The organism is Lysobacter antibioticus, assembly GCF_000731095.1.
In the GTDB taxonomy this organism is placed as follows: Bacteria; Pseudomonadota; Gammaproteobacteria; order Xanthomonadales; family Xanthomonadaceae; genus Lysobacter; species Lysobacter antibioticus_B.
The window spans coordinates 61,228-80,345 of sequence record NZ_JMTZ01000003.1 but is presented as its reverse complement, the minus strand read 5'-3'; the positions used below and the strand labels follow the sequence as shown (position 1 = coordinate 80,345).

Annotated in this window: 14 protein-coding genes; 9 read left to right on the top strand and 5 right to left on the bottom strand. The window is 67.6% G+C overall.

Annotated elements, in window-relative coordinates:
• Nucleotides 1-123: 123 nt before the first annotated feature.
• The 4 genes from EX88_RS0101000 to EX88_RS0100990 form a co-directional block, all read right to left on the bottom strand.
• Entirely contained in the window at nt 124-1,878 is a 1,755-nt protein-coding gene (locus EX88_RS0101000; protein ID WP_051884287.1) for an ABC transporter ATP-binding protein, read from the bottom strand.
• Between the two features lie 241 nt (nt 1,879-2,119).
• Complete coding sequence (locus EX88_RS25585; RefSeq protein WP_152566013.1) at nt 2,120-2,398, bottom strand: hypothetical protein; 279 nt, start codon at nt 2,396-2,398, stop codon at nt 2,120-2,122.
• A 678-nt stretch (nt 2,399-3,076) separates the two neighbouring features.
• On the bottom strand, nt 3,077-3,982 hold the full coding sequence (locus EX88_RS0100995; protein WP_031370166.1) for a PhzF family phenazine biosynthesis isomerase: 906 nt from the start codon (nt 3,980-3,982) through the stop codon (nt 3,077-3,079).
• 154 nt (nt 3,983-4,136) lie between these two features.
• On the bottom strand, nt 4,137-5,723 hold the full coding sequence (locus EX88_RS0100990) for an alkaline phosphatase D family protein (protein ID WP_031370165.1): 1,587 nt from the start codon (nt 5,721-5,723) through the stop codon (nt 4,137-4,139).
• Nucleotides 5,724-6,049: 326 nt separating this feature from the next.
• On the opposite strand from EX88_RS0100990, the gene EX88_RS0100985 reads away from it, so the two are divergent.
• The 9 genes from EX88_RS0100985 to EX88_RS26390 all read left to right on the top strand — a co-directional run bounded on the left by EX88_RS0100985 (nt 6,050) and on the right by EX88_RS26390 (nt 17,963).
• Entirely contained in the window at nt 6,050-7,495 is a 1,446-nt protein-coding gene (locus EX88_RS0100985; RefSeq protein ID WP_031370164.1) for an undecaprenyl-phosphate glucose phosphotransferase, read from the top strand.
• A gap of 338 nt (nt 7,496-7,833) precedes the next feature.
• The gene (locus EX88_RS0100980; RefSeq protein WP_161786056.1) at nt 7,834-8,601 is read left to right on the top strand and encodes a polysaccharide biosynthesis/export family protein; all 768 of its coding nucleotides are present in this window, start codon (nt 7,834-7,836) and stop codon (nt 8,599-8,601) included.
• Nucleotides 8,602-10,101: a GumC family protein gene (locus tag EX88_RS0100975; protein ID WP_031370162.1), complete on the top strand. Its 1,500-nt coding sequence runs from the start codon at nt 8,602-8,604 to the stop codon at nt 10,099-10,101.
• Nucleotides 10,102-10,187: 86 nt separating this feature from the next.
• On the top strand, nt 10,188-11,291 hold the full coding sequence (locus tag EX88_RS0100970; protein WP_031370161.1) for a glycoside hydrolase family 5 protein: 1,104 nt from the start codon (nt 10,188-10,190) through the stop codon (nt 11,289-11,291).
• Nucleotides 11,288-12,619 (top strand): VpsF family polysaccharide biosynthesis protein, encoded by a 1,332-nt coding sequence (locus tag EX88_RS0100965; RefSeq protein ID WP_031370160.1) that lies wholly within the window; start codon nt 11,288-11,290, stop codon nt 12,617-12,619. Before EX88_RS0100970 ends, EX88_RS0100965 begins: the two co-directional genes overlap by 4 nt.
• Nucleotides 12,616-13,758, top strand: coding sequence for a glycosyltransferase (locus EX88_RS0100960; RefSeq protein ID WP_051884285.1), 1,143 nt, complete (start codon nt 12,616-12,618; stop codon nt 13,756-13,758). Before EX88_RS0100965 ends, EX88_RS0100960 begins: the two co-directional genes overlap by 4 nt.
• Nucleotides 13,755-15,200: a WecB/TagA/CpsF family glycosyltransferase gene (locus tag EX88_RS26725; RefSeq protein WP_200875781.1), complete on the top strand. Its 1,446-nt coding sequence runs from the start codon at nt 13,755-13,757 to the stop codon at nt 15,198-15,200. Before EX88_RS0100960 ends, EX88_RS26725 begins: the two co-directional genes overlap by 4 nt.
• Nucleotides 15,187-16,821: a glucosamine inositolphosphorylceramide transferase family protein gene (locus EX88_RS23350; protein WP_152566012.1), complete on the top strand. Its 1,635-nt coding sequence runs from the start codon at nt 15,187-15,189 to the stop codon at nt 16,819-16,821. Before EX88_RS26725 ends, EX88_RS23350 begins: the two co-directional genes overlap by 14 nt.
• Nucleotides 16,818-17,963, top strand: coding sequence for a glycosyltransferase (locus EX88_RS26390; RefSeq protein ID WP_051884283.1), 1,146 nt, complete (start codon nt 16,818-16,820; stop codon nt 17,961-17,963). The genes EX88_RS23350 and EX88_RS26390 overlap by 4 nt, the downstream gene beginning before the upstream one ends.
• On the opposite strand, the gene EX88_RS0100940 is transcribed toward EX88_RS26390, so the two are convergent.
• The gene (locus EX88_RS0100940; RefSeq protein ID WP_152566011.1) at nt 17,960-19,087 is read right to left on the bottom strand and encodes a GNAT family N-acetyltransferase; all 1,128 of its coding nucleotides are present in this window, start codon (nt 19,085-19,087) and stop codon (nt 17,960-17,962) included. The two genes, EX88_RS26390 and EX88_RS0100940, sit on opposite strands and share 4 nt — an antisense overlap.
• Nucleotides 19,088-19,118: the final 31 nt, after the last annotated feature.

Sequence of the window (19,118 nt, the reverse complement as noted above, 5' to 3'; positions counted from 1 at the left end):
GAACTCACCGATGGGCTGAAGATGGAGCGCTGGATGTCGTTTCGTTCGGTGCGCCGCACCGGCGGGCCGGGCGCGGCATAGCCGCACGGCGCGAGGGCCGTCGGCGGAGTCGTACGGCTCGGGTCAGTCGGCTTCGAGCAAGGCCGGCTCCGGCGCCCGCTGGAACTGGCGCTCGACCAGGCGGGCGTAATAGGGGTGGGTGGCGATCAGTTCGCCGTGGCTGCCGACGCCGGAGATCCGGCCGCTGTCGAGGAAGCAGATGCGGTCGGCGTGCATGACCGTGGACAGGCGATGGGCGACGATGATGTTGGTGCGCCCCTGCATCAGCGATTCCAGGGCCAACTTGACCTGGTGTTCGGTTTCGCTGTCGAGGTTGGAGGTGGCCTCGTCGAGAATCAGCAAGTCCGGGTCGCGCAGGAACATGCGTGCGATGGCGATGCGCTGGCGTTGACCGCCGGACAGGTTGTTGCCCTGTTCGATCAACACGGTGTCGAAGCCCTGCGGCATGCGTTCGATGAAGTCGAGCGCACCGGCGCGCTCGGCGGCCGAACGCATGGCTTCGTCGGAGAATTCGCCGGCCAGGCCGTAGGCGATGTTGTCGCGCACGCTGCCGGGCATGATCGGCGCGTTCTGGGCGACGTAGCCGATGCTGCCGCGCCAGTCGACCAGCGGGAAGCCGGAGATCGGCTGGCCGTCGTAGAGGATCTCGCCGCCGCTGGGCTCGTAGAAGCGTTCGATCAGCGACAGGATCGTGGTCTTGCCGCTGCCGCTGGTACCGACCAGGGCGGTGGTGGTGCCCGGCGCGAACTGCAGGTCGATGCCGTGCAGCACGGTGGTGTCGCGGCCGGCGTAGCCGAAAGAGACGTTGCGGAATTCCAGCATGCCGCCGCTGCGGCGCTCGGCGCGGCCGGGGTGGGGTTCTTCCTCGGGCTCGGCGAGGATCGCGCTGATCCGCCCCGACGCGCCTTTCGCCTTCTGCAGCTCGGCGGTGAAGTTGGTCAGTTGGACCAGCGGGTTGGCGACGTTGAAGATGTATAGGATGAAGGCGGTCAGCGTGCCCATGGTGATCTCGCCGGCGGCGACGCGCGAAGCGCCGTAGACCAGGATCACGATGATCGCCAGGGTCATCGCCAGGCTCATCAGCGGTTCCAGCGCGGCGTTGACCCGCGCCACGCGCCAGCCGAGTTGCTTGAGGCCTTCGATCTCTTCTTCGCTGCGCTCGCGTTCGCGCGGTTCGGCGGTGAAGGCCTTGACCAGGCGGATCTCCTGGAACACGTGGGTGAGGATGCCGCTGAGCCGCGCGGTGCGGTCCTGGATGCGGCGCGACAGGCCGTCGAGCAGGAAGGCGATCGGGATCATCACCACGAAGGCCGCGCCGATCGAGCCGAGCAAGGTCAGGGTGAGGCGCACGTCGAGCAGCAGCAGGACCACGATGGAGCCGCCGAGCAGCAGCACGCCGGTCAGCAGATTGATCGCCTGGCGCGTGGTCAGCTCGGAGATCGACTCGCAATCGCGGACCACCCGGCTGACCCGCTCGCCGCTGCTTTCGCTGTCGAAGGACGCGATCGGCAGCCTCAGCAGTTTGTCGACCAACGATGCGCGCAGGCGCGCGACGAGTTGGTACCCGACCCGCGCCAGCAGATAGGCGGAAATCGCGCCGACCAGGTTGGCCGCGATCAGGATCCCGGCGAGGATCGCGATGCGGCTCGGGTCGATGCCGCCGTTGCCGAAATCGTCGATCAGTTGCTTGGTCTGAATCGGAAACCAGAGCGTGCCGGCGACCGAGGCCATCGCCGTCAGCGCCGCCAGCGACAGCAGCGCGAGGGACGGTTTGCCGGTGCGGATCAGGCGCCACAAGTCGCTGTAGGAACTGCTCATGCGAACTCCACGAAAGGACGGCGGTGAGGTGACTGCACTGGTTTTTCTTCGGCTGGTCTTCTTCGCCCGGCCGGACTGCGGCCACAGACGATCGCGCACCGAATCGGCGCGATGAACTCTTGCGGCACGCGCATAACGCATGCCGATCGGCACGTTGTGTCGCTCAGGGTTTGATCGGCAGCGGATTCGATGCGAATCGACGCTGCCGCCGCGCTATGGCCTGCCGATCATTCCGGACAGATCATTCCGGACAGATCATCCCGGACAAGGTTCGGGCACGGTGCCGTTCGACCGGGCCGAGCGCATGGGCGCCTGCGGTGGAAGGATCCGAATCGATGGGATCGTGGGTAGGACCGATCCCGCGGCGATAGCGCTGGGGTTTTTCAATCGACTTGCTCCGTGTCACGAATAATATCGTCGCGCATTCCATGCGGCGGAGTGCGGACGGATCGGAATGGAACGGCTCGCTGTTGTTGTTTTTAGTGCGCGAGGCGTTGTTCGACGAAACCTTGGATTGCATCTTGCCCAGACAGTGTTACGTCCTGTTGTCAGGGCGGTCAACGACTCAGCGAGTTTGTCGATCGAAGTAGCGATGCATATCGCATTATCGTTCGTGCATGGTCACAGAATCCGGATCGTGATTGCCGCGTGAATGCCTTTCGACGGCTTTATCGAGTATGCGGAAATTGCTTTTTTACCGGGGAAATTCGCCAATTATCGATCCGTGACCGACGTCGGCAATAAGGACATGGAAAATCGCGAAGCGCGATGGTCGAGAAGCGACGGCCTTCACGCGCTGCGTCTCAGTTTCCGATTGCAAGTGCACGCCGAGTCGTTTCGATGGCGGCAGCGCCCATTCGGATCAGTCGATTTCGGATCGCTCGATATGTCGAAACCATCGCGGTTTGCGGCGTAGGCTATGGAGGTCCTGCGCGACCATCGATTGGCGGGGCATCGATCCGCTCGCCGATGAAAGCTGAGGCGATCTGCTCCAGGGCGACTTTATGGCGACAAGAGCAAATCCCCCCAGCCCCCCTTTTCCAAACGGGGGTAATTCGGCGAGAGGGGCGATATCCGGTCTGGTCCAAGCTGCATGACTGCTCCCCCCTTTGAAAGAGGGGGCTGGGGGGATTTGCTTTGCCGGGTTCTTTCGCCGCCGGCTATGGCGGAGCAACCCGAAAGACGCTATCGACGCGCCTCAGAACGTGCGCGGCAAGGTCGCCCAGAAGCAGGTCACCGCATCGCCCTCGATGCGCACGCCGCTCGGCTCGCCGCGTTCGACCCGGACGGTCACGTCCATCTGGCCGCCGCGGCCGTTGCCGGCTTGTTGGCGTGCGCGGAACCGGGCGACGCCGTCGCGGGCTTCGAGCAAACCGTGCTTGACCAGATAGGCGCCGAGCGGGCCGTTGGCATTGCCGGTGACCGGGTCTTCGGCGATGCCGATCGCCGGCGCGAACATGCGGCCATGAGTCAGGGCATCGTCTTCACTGTCCAAACTGAAGACGAAAAAACCCTTGGCGCCGACCTTGGGGCCGAGCGCGATCAACTGCGCGGCGTCCGGTACCAGCGCCTGCAATTGCCGGAGCTCGCGCAGGCCGACCAGCAACTTGCCGTGGCCGGTGGAGACGAACTGCACCGGGCAACGCGGGTCGAGGGCGCGGGCGTCGACGCCGAGGGCCGCCGCGACTTCGGCGGCGAGCGTGCGCGACAGTTTCGGCTCGAAGCTCGGCCGGTTCTGTTCGATGGCGATGCGAAAGCCGTCGTCGCTGCGCAGGGTCTCGATGACCTGGATGCCGGCGCCGGTCAGTTGCCGACAGGGCTTCGCCGGCAGGCCGCGTTCGAGAGCGAGGACGAAGTGGGCGGCGACGGTGGCATGGCCGCAGACCGGCACTTCGGTGGTCGGCGTGAAGAAACGCACGCGCAGGTCGTGGTCGGCGGCTTCGGCCGGCAGGATGAAGGCGGTCTCGGAGTTGTTGAGTTCGCGCGCGATCAACTGCATGTGTTCGTCGCTGAGCCCTTCGGCGTTGGCGACCACGCCGGCCGGGTTGCCTTGGTAGCGCTGCCGGGTGAAGGCGTCGATCTGGTACACACGCAAGTCGGTCATGGCGGGCTCGGCTCCGGAAGCTGGCCAAGCATCCTAAGCGCAGCCTTCCTCCGCCGCCACGGCGGCCGGCGCATCGCTGCGTTCCAACCCGCGGCCGCCGCATCCGGGCGCGCGCTCGCGCGTGCGAGCGGCGCCTAAGCCGTGCGGGCGCCGGTCACTGCGCCTGCAGGCGCTTGCTGAACACGCTGACGCCGTCGAGCCCGCGCAGGTCCACGGTCAATGCCGAGCTATCGGCATCGATGTTCACTTCGCCGAAGAACTGGTAGCCGGCGAAAGGCGAGGCGTTCGCCTTAGGGGCGGCGCGCTGGAACACCACCTGCGGGCCGAACGTGCCGTCCAATCCATTCGGGCCGAACGAGCCGGCATTGAGCGGCCCGGCGACGAACTCCCAGAACGGCGAGAAGTCCTGGAACGCGGCGTGCCCCGGATCGTAGTAGTGCGCGGCGCAGTAGTGGACGTCGGCGGTCAGCCAGACCACGTTGCGCACCTCGCGGATGGCGCGCAGCAGTTCGGCGAATTCGAGTTCGCGTCCGCGCGGCAGGCCGTCGTCGCCGTTGGCCACGGCTTCCCAGCGCGCACGTCCCTGCGCGTCGACGCCGTCGGGCACCAGCAAGCCCAGCGGCATGTCGGCGGCGACGATCTTCCAGGTCGCGCGCGATTGGCGCAGGCCCTGGGCGAGCTCGCGCAACTGGCGCCGGCCGAGGAAGGCGGTGTCGGCGTCCGGCCCGGGCTGCAGGTTGGCGGTGTTGGGCCCGCGATAGCTGCGCATGTCGAGCATGAACACGTCGAGCTGCGGGCCGTAACGGACCACGCGGTCGATACGCGTGCGTTCGCTGCCGCAGTCCAGGCGCAGCGGCGAATACTCCAGGAAGGCCTGGCGGGCGCGGCGCGCCAGCACCGCGACGTCCTTGACCGTGTAGCGGGCGTCGGCGCTAAGGTCCTTCGACGCCGACCAGTTGTTGACGACTTCGTGGTCGTCCCACTGCCACAGCTGCGGCACCTGCGCGGCGAAGCGGCGCAGGTTGTCGTCGTGCAGGTTGTAGCGATAGCGGCCGCGGTATTCGTCGAGCGTCTCGGCGACCTTGTGCACGCCTTCGGCGACCAGGTTGCGCCACACGCGGCCGTCCTCGGCCGCGACTTCGGCCTGGATCGGGCCGTCGGCATAGACCGTGTCGCCCGAGTTCAGGAAGAAGTCGGGGTCGCGCAAGCGCATCGCTTCGAAGATGCGCATGCCGCCGAATTCGCGGTTGATACCCCAGCCCTGCCCGGCGACGTCGCCGCCCCAGACGAAGCGGATCGGGCGCGCATCGGCGCGTCCTTGCGGCGCGCTGCGCAGCCGGCCTTCGGTCCAGGCGCTGCGTATGCCGCTGCGTGCGTCCTCGAAGGCGACCCGCACGAAGCGTTGCGCGGGCCCGTGGGTCAAGGGCAGGTCGAGGCGGGCGGTGTAGTCGGAGGCGGCGCTCGCGAGCGGCCCGCGCAACGAACGGGCGCGACGGAAAGCTTCGTTGTCGGCGACTTCCACCCACATGCGCGAGGCGCGGTCGCTGCGCGCCCAGACCGTCGCTTGGCGTGTGCCGACGTCGCCGAACTGGATGCCGTAGTCGAGGCGCGGACGCGCAGACTCGGCGGTGAGGATGGCCGGCGCGGCGCCGGCGGGCAGGGCCCAACTGGCGGCGGCGAGCCCGAGGGCGTTGCCGGTACGGACGAGGAAACGACGACGATGCGGATCGTTGGCGTGCATGGCGCTGGCTCGGCACGAGGTGGCGAAACCCTAACGTCCGCATATGGCAGGCGTGTGGCTAAGCACATCCGCATCGCGATGCGCTCGGCGACGACGCGAACACTCGCGGCGAGTTCAGCGTATTCATTGGCGAGGCCGCGCCGTATCGGGTGCGTGCTGCATCGATCAATGTATTTCGAAGCACATTAGAACGTGACGAATCTCGGCAATTTCTTCGCGATCTCGTCACACATCGGCCCCACAGAATCCGAGCCTGGAGCACATTGGCAGGGACGTCGACCGCCGTATGCCCCTGTTCCCGTCTGCAGTGGGCATTGCGATTCAAGATGCGACTTCCGTTTTCCAACGCCATATTCGCCTTCGCCAAGCCGACGGCGATCCGCTACACGGTAGCGATGGCGCGGCTGATCCATTTCGTCGTCGCCGCGGCGCCCAGCGTGCTGGTGGTGGCCTTGCTGCAGGTCGATCAGGCCGTCGCGGTGCGCAGCTATCTGGCAATGTCGATGCTCTCCGGGCTGTTGTGCCTGCTGGTGTTCAACAGCTTCGACATGTATGGCCGCGACATGTTCAGCAACCTGTTGCTGATCCGCCGCACCTTCATCGCCTGGAGCGCTTCGTTCGGCCTGATGGTGCTGCTGCACCTGCTGTTCCGCTTTATCGCCGAGGTGCCGCTGGAGCTGCTGTCGCTGTGGTACGGGCTGAGCCTGGCCGGCTTCCTGCTGAGCCGGATGGCGATGCTGGCCTTCTTCCAGCGGCGCATTCGCCAGGGCCATTTCATCCAGCGCTCGGTGATCCTGGGCATGACCGACAACGCCATGCGTCTGGCCGATCATGTCCATCACCGCCCGGACGTGGTCTCGGGCCTGATCGGCTACATCGACGATCGCGCCGTGCATCGCCTGCGCGAAGCGCCGCCGCCGTCGCTGCCGCACCTGGGCGGCCTGGATGCGCTGGAAGGCCTGGTCCGGGACGGCCGCGTCGACCAGATCCTGGTGGCCTTGCCGGCCGGTGCGCAGGGCCGCAACGAGGCCCTGGCCCAGCGTCTGCGCCGCTTGTCGGTGCAGGTGCTGCTGATCCCCGACATGAGCACCTTCCGCTTCGCCCATCGCAGCATGGTGCCGGTCGGCGGGGTGCCGATGTTCGTCGTCGCCGAGCCGCCGCTGCAGGGTTGGTCGCCGGTCTATAAGCGGTGCGAAGACCTGATCCTGTCCTCGCTGGCGTTGCTCGCCTTGTCGCCCTTGCTGCTGTTGGTCGCGGTCGCGGTCAAGCTCGATTCGCCTGGGCCGGTGCTGTTCCGACAGAAGCGCTACGGCTACAACCAGCGCCTGATCGAGGTCTACAAGTTCCGTTCGATGCATCACCACCTGCGCGACGCGCACGCCGAGCGCCAGACCGGTCGCGGCGATCCGCGCGTGACCCGGGTCGGCCGTTTCATCCGTAAGACCAGCCTCGACGAACTGCCGCAGCTGTTCAACGTGCTCGGCGGCAGCATGTCCCTGGTCGGGCCGCGCCCGCACGCCACCGCGACCAAGGCGGCGAACGTGCTGTTCGAGGACGCGGTGGAGGAGTACGTCGCTCGCCATCGGGTCAAGCCCGGCATCACCGGTCTGGCCCAGATCAACGGCTATCGCGGCGAAACCGACACCCTCGAAAAGATCCAGAAGCGCGTCGAGTACGACCTGGAATACATCGAGAACTGGTCTCTGTGGCTGGACCTGTCGATCCTGCTGCGCACCGTGCCGGCGGTGCTCTCGGCCGAAGCGGCTTATTGAAACCCTGCACCGAAGATCGGGTATCGAAGACCGGCATCGAACGGTTGCTCGTTCAGCAGCCTGATCGGCGATCGAACATCGCGCCCGACAGTCTTCGCCCCATCTCTACGCCGGGATGCTAAGGTCCGCATATTCGTGACGTAAGTCACATAATTAATTCAACAACGAAGTCCCATATCGCGACGGATTTCGGCATATATCAATTAATAATCAGCGTTTTACTGAGCTTTCGCAATGAATGTTGTCAGGTCAGGATTAAAGGCATGAGCAAACGCTTCCGGAAGACCGGCCGACCAGCGCCGATCGAACACGGAAACAGGGCAGGGATGCAGGCCGTCGTGGCGTATGCAGATGTGCTTCGTTACACACTATCGCGGCCGGTGTTGGGGTTTCATCGGGTGTGTCTTGCGCTGTTGTTGCTGATTCTGCCGCTGTCGGCGGCCGCGCAAGTCGCCGAGCACGCAACGCCCGGCACCGTGTCCTCGCCGGGCGCAGCATCGAACTCGGCCGCCTACCGCATCGCGCCGGGCGACGAACTCGCGCTCAAGTTCTTCTATGTGCCCGAGCTCAACGAGAACGTGACGGTGCGGCCCGACGGCCGCATCCACCTGCAACTGGTCGGCGAAGTGCCGGCCGCTGATCTCACTCCGGCCGAACTCGCCGTGGCGCTCAAACGGGCTTATGCCGGCAGCCTGCGCCAGCCGGAGGTGTCGGTGGAAGTGGAGAAGGGCTTCGCCCGCCAGCAGGTCTTCGTCGGCGGCGAAGTCGGGCGTCCCGGTGCACAGCCGCTGTTGCCGTCGCTGACGGTGATGCGGGCCTTGATCGTCGCCCAGGGCCTGCGCGACACCGCCGCAGCGAACCGCGTGGTGATCCTGCGCCGCGGCGACGACGGCCGCGCCCAAGTGATCCGGGTCGATGTCGCCTCGCAGTCCCGCCAGGGCGCCGACGCCGCCAACGACCCGCTGCTGCAGCCCTTCGACGTGGTGTTGGCGGTGCCCTCGCACGTGTCGCGCCTGAACAAGTGGATCGACCAGTACATCCGCCGGAACCTGCCGGTGAACGTCGGCTTCTCCTACGACCTCAACGACAATCGCTCGGGCTACTGAATGGACAGCGCACCGCAGGACGCCTTCGCAGTCCCATCCCATTCGCGGCCTTCCTCGGCGTTTTCGCTGCGCGAGTTGCTCGGCACCGCCTTCAGGGACCGGCGCCGGATCGGGCTCGCGTTCGCGATCAGCTTCGCCCTGGTGCTGATCGCCTCCTTGCTGCCGACCACGCGTTACGTCTCCGATGCCAGCCTCCTGGTCCGGCTCGGGCATGAATACGTCTACGTCGCCGACACCTCCGAAGGCAACGGCAGCGGCGGCGCCACGCCGCTGATGTTCGACCGCAGCGAAGCGCTGAGCGCCGAGAACGAAATCCTGGCCAGCCGCGATCTGATCCGCGAAGTGGTCGTGCGGATCGGGATGGGACGCTTGTATCCCTCGATCGCCCAGCAGAAAGACGACGCGCGCCGGCCGAAGCTCGACCAGGCGGTCGAACTGTTCCGCGAGAATCTCGACGCGCAATTGCTCAAGGGCGCGACGGTGATCCAGTTGCGCTTCACCCATCCCGACCCGGCCATCGCCCAGTCGGCGCTGCGCACCCTGGTCGCGACCTATCTCGACCGCCGCCGCGCGATCTTCTCCGACGACCAGGTGCGTTTCCTCGAAGGCCAGGTCGCAGGGGTCGAGCTGCGCTTGAAAGATGCGGAGAAGCGCCTGGCCGAGTTCAAGCAGGCGCACGGCATCGTCAATTACGAGCAGCAGCTCGGCCTGATGGTGCAGCAGGGCAACGACCTGGAAACCCGCCTCAACGAGACCAGCCAGCAGGCCGGCACCGCCAATGCGCGCGCCAAGACCCTCAAGCAGATCGCCAGCAAGACCCCGGCCAACCTGGTCCAGTTCAGCGAAACCCTCGGCGACCCGCAGATCCCGCGCCAGTTGCTCGACCTGCAGTTGAAAGAGCAGGGGCTGAGTTCGCGCTATCTCGACGACAATCCGCTGGTGGTGAATGCGCGCAAGGACGTGTCCAAGGCCGAGTCCTTCATCCAACAGCAGCGCCGCACGCCGCCGACCACGGTACGCACCGGGCGCAACCCGGTGCGCGAAGCCGCCGAACTGGATCTGCTGCGCGCGACCTCGGACGAGTCCGCGCTCGCCGGCAGCCGCAAAGCCTTGCAGGAACGCCTGGACCAGCTCAAACGCCGCGCCGCCGAACTGACCCGCCAGCAATCCGAATTCGCCGGCCTCGCCCGCGAGCAGAAACTGCTCGAAGACAGCTACGCCAACTACGCGCGCAAGCTCGAAAGCGCGCGCATCGCCGAGGCGCGCGACCGGAAACAGCGCACCAGCGTCAGCGTGTTGCAGGCCGCGAGCTGGCCGCTCAAACCCAAGAGCGTGCGCTTGCCGATCCTGGCGATCGGCTTCTTTCTCAGCCTCGGCGTGGCCCTGATCGTCGCCTTCCTGTCGGAAGCGCTGCGTTCGAGCTTCCTTTCGCCGGAGAAGCTGGAACGCAGCTTCGGCCTGCCGGTGCTGGCGACCGTGCCCATGGTGGAACGCGGATGAGCGCGGCGAGCGCGCCGACGCGGCATCGACACCGCCATACGGCCCCGGGACGGGCGTTCCGTCTCGCATGTCTGGTGGTCGGGCTGATGATCGCCACGGCGACGAATGCTCAGTCGCTGCAACGCGGCATCAACCTGAGCCGTTGGCTCGAAGCCAGCGGCGGGCCGCCGGTGACGGCGCAGGAGCTGCGCAAGCTGCACGAGGCCGGCTTCGACCACGTGCGCCTGCCGGTCGATCCGGTCGCGCTGGGTTGGGCGCCGCAGCGCGGGCCCCAGCTGAGCGGGCTGGCGCGCTTGCGCAGCGCGGTCGACGCGGCGCTGGAGGCGAGGCTCGACGTGATCGTCGACCTGCATCCGAACGAGCAGACCAAGCAGGCGATCGAAGCCGAGTCGCAGTGGTCGGACGGCTATATCGCGATGTGGCGAACCCTGGCCGGCGAGCTCAAGCGCACGCCGACCAAGCGGGTCGTCTTCGAGCTCTTCAACGAACCGGGCTATTACGGTATCGCCGGCGGCTATCTGTGGAGCCGTTATCAGCAGCGCCTGGTCGGCGCGGTGCGCGAGGTGTTGCCGGCGCATGCGCTGATCGTCAGCGGCCGCAAGGGCGGCAGCCTGGAAGGCCTGGTCGAACTCGATCCGCTCGACGATCCGAACCTGATCTACAGCTTCCATTACTACCTGCCTTACATCTTCACCCACCAGGGTGCGAGCTGGATGCAAGGCGACCGTTGGACCACCGCCGGACACTGGCGCGGCGTGCGCTATCCGGCGCTGCAGGCGCGGCTCAAGCTGCCGCGCAGCGACGGCAAGGTTGCGGCCGAACGCGCCACCGACGAGCTCGCCGAGTATTTCCGGAGCGGTTGGAACCGCCGGCGCATCGCCGCGCAATGGCGGCCGCTGACGGCCTGGGCGCGCGAGCACGGAGTGCGCGTGCATTGCGGCGAGTTCGGGGTGATCCGCGACGGCGTCGACCCGGCGTCGCGCTATGCCTGGATCGGCGACGTGCGGGCCCTCGCCGAGAGCAACGGCTGGGGCTGGTCGCTGTGGAACTATGCCGACGATTTCGGCATCGCCAGCGGCAGCAACACCGAAGGCCGCGAGCGCGGCGAGCTCGAAGCGCCGGCGTTGCGCGCACTGGGACTGGGCAGGCTGGAGCAGGGCCGGTTGGAACAGGGCCGGCGCGCACGATGAAGGCGTACGACGGCCAAGGAAGCGCCTTCGACCGTGCCAGCCGCGTGTTCCTGGTCCTGAGCCTGCTGGCCTACCTGTGCCTGTCGCCGGCCTTGTTGACGGTGCTGGGCATTCCTTACGACGCGCCCTATGGCAGCTTCGTGTTCAAGCTGCATCCCGGCAGCTATCTGCTGACGATCGCGCTGGCCTTGTCGCTGGCCGGGCAGGGCAATCCGCTCGCCGCCTTGCTGCGCCGCCTCGCCGGGCAGCCTCTGCTGGGCCTGTACCTGCTCGCGATGCTGTCGGGCTTCGTCTATTCGCTGCTGCGTTACGGCGCCTCCGGTTCGGCCTTCTTCATCGACACCTTGATGATGCCGGCGGCGATCGCCCTGATCCTGCTGCGCCTGGACGCCGCGCAACTGCGCGGCCTGTTCCGCCTGATCCTGATCGTGGCGATCGCCAATGCCGCGCTCGGCCTGGCCGAAGCCGTCGTGCAACATCACCTGGTGCCGTATACGGTCGCCGGCGGCGTACCGGTTATCGAGGACAAATTCCGCGCCACCGCGTTGCTGGGCCATCCGCTCGAGAACGCGCTGATCACCAGCATCGTCCTGTTGGCCTCGCTCGACCGGCCGATGTCGCCGCTGTGGCGCGCCTCGCTGATCGCGTTCCTGGTGCTGGCCTTGCTCGCCTTCGGCGGACGCACCAGTTTCGTGCTGACCACGCTGGCCTTGCTGGCTTATACCGCTTGGGGTGCGTTGCACGGCCTGCGTGCCGGGCGCTATGGCTATCTGCACGTCGTCGGCGCGTCGATCACGGTGCTGTTGGCCTTGCCGATGGCGATGGCCCTGGTCTGGCGCAGCGGCTTGGGCGCGCGCATCTTCGAGGGACTGTACCTGGACGACAGCGCCACGGTGCGCCTGCGCATCTTCAGCGTCTTCGATCATCTCGACCGCTTCGATGTCTTGTTCGGGATCTCGCCGGCGCAGATCCACGCGGTTTCGGCGCGGGTCGGTCTCAGCGCCAACCTGGAGGCGATCGAGAATTTCTGGCTGTTCATGCTGCTGCAACTGGGCGTGTTCGGTTTCGCCGTGTTCGCGCTCGGCCTGCTCTGCGCGCTGTGGCTGCTGTGGCGACGCGCCGGCAGCGGGGGCCGCTGGACCTTGCTGGTGTTTCTCGTCACCGCCTCGACCACCAACTCGTTGGCCTCCAAGACCAGCGCCCTGACCTTGTTGTTCGCGGTGCTGTGCGGCGTCGCCGGTTATCGCGCGCTCGGCGCACACGCTGCCGCAGCCGAACGCCGCATCGCGCCGCGGCAAGCATTCTCACGTATCGGAGTCCGCGCATGAGCGGCATCGTCAACGCAACGCCGCGCCCGGGCCGGGCCTTGTACTTGATCAACGGCGAGCATTACGCCGGCGCCGAACGCGTGCAGGATCTGCTCGCCCAGCAATTGCCCAGGTTCGGCTGGCAGGTCGATTTCGCCTGCCTAAAGGCCGGCGCCTTCGAACGGGTGCGCGAATCGAGCGGCAGCGCGTTGACGACCGTGCCGATGCGTTCGCGCCTGGATTTCAAGCCGGCCCGCGAGGTGGCGCGGCTGTTGCGCGAGGGCGGCTACGACCTGCTGCATACGCATACCGCGCGCTCGGCGCTGATCGGCCGTTTCGCCGCCCACCGCGCCGCCAAGCCGATGGTGCACCACGTCCACAGCCGCACCGACCGCGACACCGAGAGCGCCGTGCGCAACCGCATCAACAGCGCGATCCAGCACTTCAGCCTGCGGCGCGCCGACCGTCTGATCGCGGTCTCCGACAGCACCCGCGACTATTTGCGCCGGATCGGTTACGAGGACGGTCTGATCCGCACCGTCGCCAACGGCGTGCCGGCGGTCGCCGAGGCGCGCGAGTGGCGGCCGCCGGAATCGCAATGGGTACTCGGCATGGTCGCCTTGTTCCGCCCGCGCAAGGGCATCGAGGTCTTGATCGAGGCCTTGGCGAGTTTGCGCGCCGCCGGCCGGCCGGTGAGCTTGCGCGCGGTCGGCGGTTTCGAGAGCGAGGCCTACCGGCAGCAGGTGCTGGCGTACGCCAAGGCCCAGGGCGTGGCCGAGCACATCGTCTGGACCGGTTTTACCCGCGACATCGGCGCCGAGCTGGCGCGGATCGATCTGTTCGCCTTGCCGAGCCTGTACGGCGAAGGCCTGCCGATGGTCTTGATCGAAGCGCTCGCGGTCGGGCTGCCGGTGGTCGCCACCGACAACGAAGGCATTCCGGAAGTGTTGGGCAACGGCCGCGCCGGCCTGTTGGTAGAGCCAGGCGATGCCGGCGCTTTCGCCTACGCCGTGGCCAGCTTGATCGAGCAACCGCGGCGCGCCCAGGCGATGGCGCGGATCGGCCTGCAACGCCAGCGCGAACGCTACTCCGACCTGGCGATGGCCCGCGAGGTCGCCGCGGTCTATGAAGAATTACGCGCGGAAGGCGCCTTCGCATGACAGACAAACACGACTCCGTCGCGGCGATGCCGCGCATCCGGGCATTGCTCGATCGTCTCGACATCGTCGCCGACTCGCGCCGGCAGCGGCGCTTGATCGACGAACTGCGCCGGCCCAAGCGCACCACCGTGGTGTCGTTCCTCAACCAGCACGCCTTCAATCTGGCCTGGACCGATCCGGCCTTTTGCGAGGATTTGCTGCGCAGCGAGCTGTTGCTGCGCGACGGGGTCGGCATGGCCGCTTGCCTGCGCCTGCTCGCGCGCGCACCGGGCTTGAACATGAACGGCACCGACCTGATTCCGCAACTGGTCGCGGCCTTTGCCGGCCGACGCGTCGCGGTGGCGGGCACCGACCAGCCGTATCTGGAACGCGCCGTGCAGCGACTGCGCGAGCAGGGCCTGGACGTGGTCTGCTCGATCGACGGCTTCGGCGGCGAGGACCGTTGCGTGGCGACCATCGCCGCCGCGCGTCCGGACCTGGTGATTCTCGGCATGGGCATGCCGCGCCAGGAACGCATCGCCGCGCGCCTGGCCGGCGAACTCGAACAGCCGGCGCTGATCGTCAACGGCGGCGCGATCCTCGATTTCATGGCCGGACGTTTCCCTCGCGCACCGCGATGGCTGCGGCGCATCGGCCTGGAATGGCTGTACCGATTGCTCAAGGAGCCGCGCCGGTTATGGCGTCGCTACGTGCTCGGCGGCGGTCGGTTCCTGTGGCGGGTGCTGCGCCTGGCCTGCGACAGCGGCGACGTACGCGAAACCTTGGGCGCGGCTGCGCTCGGCGTCGATACCGATGGAAATCCCAGGGAGTGCTCGTCCATGTCCTTCGATGCCGAGCCCTTGTTTGCGCAGCCCCAGCAACGCATGGCCGGCCTGGTGCAGCGCCTCGATGCGCAGATGGCGGGCGGCGGCCGGCGCATCGTGCAATTCATCGCCGCGCGCCCGGGCGAGGGCGTCAGCTCGCTGGCGCGGGCCTACGCCGAAGCCTCGGCACGCCTGCGCAAGCGCAAGGTCCTGCTGTTGTCCGACGACCTCGACCGCGAGCGCGCCTGGCCCTGCCTGGTCGAGGAAGCGCTGGATCGCGCCGGCGCTTCGATTACGGCCGCTTACGACGACGATGCGAACGGCGATGTCACCCATGCCCGGCTGTCCAGCGACGCCCGTGGCTATCAGGACAATTACGCGGCGATCGAAGACGCCTCGGTGTGGAGCGGTCTGTGCGAGCGCTTCGACGAGATCGTGGTCGACGCCAAGCCGGCGTTCGGCCTGGTCGCAGCGGCCCGCGCCAGCGGCGTGATCGTGGTGGTCGAAGCCGAGGTCACGCGCGCTTCGGCGATCCGCAAGCTGCTCGACGATCTCGCCGCGGTCAACGCCCAGGTGTTCGGCTCCATCCTCAACAAACATCGCTCTCATCTGCCACGCGCCTTGCATGATCGACTCTGAATCCAGGCCGGCGAGCGAGTCGGCGGGCCGTCCGGTCAATCGGCGCCCGGACCCGCTCGAAGCCGACTCCGCCCAGGCTGCGGCAAGGTTGCGGATCGCGGTGCTGCTGCCGGCGGATCGTCATCGCGCCTGGCAGAAGCTGGCGCGCGCCGCCCTCGGCAGCATTCCCGGCGTGCAGGTCGACGTGCGCCGTGTCCGCGTGGCGGATTGTTATCGGCCCGATTGGAGCCGGCTCGAACGCGCGACCGCGATGCTCGCCGAGACGCCGGCACCGTCGGCGGACCTGCAATCGCCCGGCGATTCGTGCTGGGACGCGGTGATCGACCTGGCCGGCATCGATTCGGCTGCGGGCGATCAATGGCAGGCCTGGCGCGCCGCCAGTCGGCATGGCGTGTGGCAGCCGCTGGATGCGCAGGGCATCCATCTCGCCGCGGCCTGGCCCTGTCACGCGGCGATCAGCGCCGGTCTCGGCGGGGAACTGTTGCTGGTGCGCGACGGCGCCAGCGTGCTCGATGCCGTACGCTTTTTCGCCGACCCGGACTATCCGCGTTCGTTCGAGCGCATCTATGGCGAAGTGGCGACCCTGCTGCGCGGCGCGGTGCAGGAACTGATCGTCGGCGCGGCACTGCCCACGACGGCGGCATTCGCACCGCAGCCTGCGCCGACGCCGTTGCGGCGAGCGGTGCGCGGCTTGCGCGGCAGGGCCTTGGCCTGGCGGCGCCGGCTGGTGGCGCGTTGGCTCAGCGAAAGCTGGATGATCGGAGTGATCGATGCGCCGATCCACGAGCTGATCCAGACGCCGCTGGCCTCGAAGATCCGCTGGCTCGGCCGACGCGGCTCGACCCACTACCGCGCCGATCCTTTCGGCATTCCCGGCGACCGCCACCGTCTGTACTGCGAGGTCTACGACTATCGCGACGGACTCGGCCGCATCGAGGCGATCGAACTCGATCGCGGCGACCGCATCGTCCGGGCCGGGCCGGCGCGGCTGCAGTTGCCGATGCATCTGTCCTATCCGTATCTGTTCGAGCACGACGGCGGCCTGTACGCGATCCCGGAAACCTCGGCGAACCGCCGTTGCGAGCTGTACCGGATCGAGGCCGACGGCGAATGGCGGCCGGTGGCGGTGTTGCTGGACGGTGTCGCCGCCGCCGATGCCAGCTTGTTTCGGCACGAGGGCCTGTTCTGGCTGGCCTATACCGATCTCGGCCTGGGCGCCTTCGACAATCTGTGCCTGAGTTACGCCGAAGACCTGAGCGGGCCGTGGCATCCGCATGCGCTGCATCCGGTCAAGCTCGATCATTGCAGCTCGCGCCCGGCCGGCACGCCGTTCTTGCACCAAGGCGCGCTGTATCGGCCGGCGCAGGACTGCAGCGCGGGCTACGGTGCGGCCATCGCGATCAACCGCATCGAGGTGTGTACGCCGCGGCGCTATCGCGAACAGGTGGTACGCCGTTGCCGTCCCGATCCGCGCGGGCCGAATCCGCATGGCTTGCACACCGTGTCGTCCTGGGGCGAACGCACGCTCGTCGACGGCAAACGTTACGTGTTCAATCTGCACGAGCTCGGCCGCAAGCTGCGCTGCCGCGGTTGGCGCTCGCCGGACGGGGCCGGCGAATGAGCCCGCACGCTGCCGGCGCCTCGCGCATGCGCACCGCGCTGCTGTATCTGCCCCAGCTCAAGGTCGGCGGCGCCGAGATCTCGCTGCTGCGCCTGGCCCAGGGCCTGCGCACGCGCGGCATGGAGGTGGCCTTCGTCGTCCATCGCGGCGACACCGAGGCGAGGGCGCTGGCCGGCGATATCGAGCTGATCTCGCTCGACGCCGATCGCACCTTGTCGGCGGCGACCCGGCTGGCTCGGCTGTTGCGCCGGCGCCGTCCCGACGTCCTGGTATCCGCCCTGACTCATAGCAATATCGTCGCTGCGGTCGCGGCGCGATGGGCGGGCGGGGCGACCCGGGTCGTGCTCACCGAGCACGCGCCGGTGTCGTCGATGCGGCAGCTCGATCCTTCTGCGCGTTATCGCGCGACCCTGCGCCTGATGCCCTGGGCTTATCGCCTCGCCGACGCGGTGGTCGCGGTCTCGCGGGGCGTGCGCGACGACTTCGCGCCGCGCCTGGCCAAGGGCACGCGGGCTCGGCTGGAAGTCATTCCCAACCCGGTGTTGCGCCGCGACTGGAACTCGCTCGCCCATCAGGCGGTCGACGACCCCTGGTTCGGCGTCGATGCCGCCCCGCTGGTGCTGTCGGTCGGGCGCCTGAGCCCGGAGAAGAATTTCGCCGGCCTGATCCGCGCCTTCGCCGGCGTGCGCATGCCGATGCAGACACGCCTGGCGATCATCGGCGAAGGACCGGAGCGGTCGGCCTTGCAGGCCTTGATCGACGAACTCGGGCTGGGCCGGCGGGTGCGCCTGCTCGGCCAGCGCGCCAATCCCTATGCCTATATGCGGCAGGCGCGCGTGTTCGTGCTGGCTTCGTTGTTCGAAGGTTTCGGCAACGTATTGATCGAGGCGATGGCTTGCGGCACGCCGGTGATCAGCAGCGACTGCCCGGTCGGCCCGCGCGAGATTCTCGGCGACGGCCGTTATGGCGCCCTGGTCGCGGTCGGCGACGTTTCGGCGATGACCGCGGCCATCGAAAGCCGCTTGCAACGCCCGGGCGATCAGGCCGAAGCGACGCGGCGGGCCCTGGAGTTCACCGTCGAACGCAGCGTCGAGGAATACCTCGCCTTGTTCGCGCGGATCGCCCCGACCGGTTCGGCTTAAGACGCAGCCTTGCGCCCGGCGCGGGCGCGCGTCCAGGCATCGCGCGCTTGCGCCAGCCCGCGGTGCAGGCGCGGATGCGCGTGCGACCATTGCCTGAGGCGATGGCGAAGCCCGATCCACAGGGTATGCGGACGGCCCTTCCATGACAGCGGCACGGCCAGATCGAACAAGTCCAGTTGCTCGGGCATGAAGCCTTTCTTGTAGGCGTAGTCGCCGATGGTGAAATCGAAACGGCGCACGCCCTGCGCATGCAGGGCGGCCATGGTGCGTTCGATGATCAGGCGCCCGGGCGAGCAACTGCGCCATTCGCCGGCGGCGCTGCCGATGCGGATCATCGCGTACTCGCCGCCGCGACGCAGGCCGAGCAGGGCGGCCACGACTTCGTCGCCGGCCATCAGCGCGGTCAGCACCACCTCGCCGCAGGCGAGGCCGTCGTCGACCAGCTTGCGGTAGAAATCGCGATAGCCGGGCTCATCGAGGATATAGGCCCAGCCCTTGCCGGAGATCGCGCTGCGTTGCTGTTGTTCCAATGCGTCCATGACCCGCTGCGCCTGGACGGCGTCGGACACTTGCTCGAAACGTGCCTCCGGGTGACGGGTGAACACCCGCCAGGAGCGTTCCAGTTCCTTGCGATGGGTTTTCTCGCGGCTGAAGCGCCAGGCGTCGAAGTCGTCGCCGACCGTGGCCGGGTTGCCGAACAAGGCCGATGCGCGCACGCCGGGCAGATGCAGCAACGGGTTGGCGCGCGCGCCGACCGTTTCGGGCATTTTCTCGATCGCCAGCAGATCGGCGTGCGGCAAGGCCTTGCGCAGGGCGGCGAACATCGCGCGGACTTGCGGCGCATCGTCGGGGCAAGCGGGCATCAGCAGCGGTGCGGCATAGTCGCTGACGCCGAGATCGGCGAGCCCGATCCGCTGCAGGCCGCCGCGATGTTCGGCGACCAGGGGCAGGGCCATCAGCACGCATCCGTCGCGGCGCCGCGCGATGCTCGCCAGCAAGGGCTTGCGCCCGGTCTGCGCACCGAGGGTGGCGTACCAGGCCGACAGCCAACGCTCGCTCTGGAACACGGTGGTCGAGGCGCCGTCGTCGATCCATTCGCGCCAGCGCTGTAGGGCGGTCGCCACATCGGTCTCGATCGTCGCGACATAGTCTTGC

Coding starts and splice junctions, on each gene's coding strand:
- EX88_RS0100960 (WP_051884285.1), top strand. CDS start 12,616: ATGAGCGGCATCGTCAACGCAACGCCGCGCCCGGGCCGGGCCTTGTAC.
- EX88_RS0100965 (WP_031370160.1), top strand. CDS start 11,288: ATGAAGGCGTACGACGGCCAAGGAAGCGCCTTCGACCGTGCCAGCCGC.
- EX88_RS23350 (WP_152566012.1), top strand. CDS start 15,187: ATGATCGACTCTGAATCCAGGCCGGCGAGCGAGTCGGCGGGCCGTCCG.
- EX88_RS0100975 (WP_031370162.1), top strand. CDS start 8,602: ATGGACAGCGCACCGCAGGACGCCTTCGCAGTCCCATCCCATTCGCGG.
- EX88_RS0100970 (WP_031370161.1), top strand. CDS start 10,188: ATGATCGCCACGGCGACGAATGCTCAGTCGCTGCAACGCGGCATCAAC.
- EX88_RS0100990 (WP_031370165.1), bottom strand. CDS start 5,723: ATGCACGCCAACGATCCGCATCGTCGTCGTTTCCTCGTCCGTACCGGC.
- EX88_RS0100985 (WP_031370164.1), top strand. CDS start 6,050: ATGCGACTTCCGTTTTCCAACGCCATATTCGCCTTCGCCAAGCCGACG.
- EX88_RS25585 (WP_152566013.1), bottom strand. CDS start 2,398: ATGCAATCCAAGGTTTCGTCGAACAACGCCTCGCGCACTAAAAACAAC.
- EX88_RS26725 (WP_200875781.1), top strand. CDS start 13,755: ATGACAGACAAACACGACTCCGTCGCGGCGATGCCGCGCATCCGGGCA.
- EX88_RS0101000 (WP_051884287.1), bottom strand. CDS start 1,878: ATGAGCAGTTCCTACAGCGACTTGTGGCGCCTGATCCGCACCGGCAAA.
- EX88_RS26390 (WP_051884283.1), top strand. CDS start 16,818: ATGAGCCCGCACGCTGCCGGCGCCTCGCGCATGCGCACCGCGCTGCTG.
- EX88_RS0100995 (WP_031370166.1), bottom strand. CDS start 3,982: ATGACCGACTTGCGTGTGTACCAGATCGACGCCTTCACCCGGCAGCGC.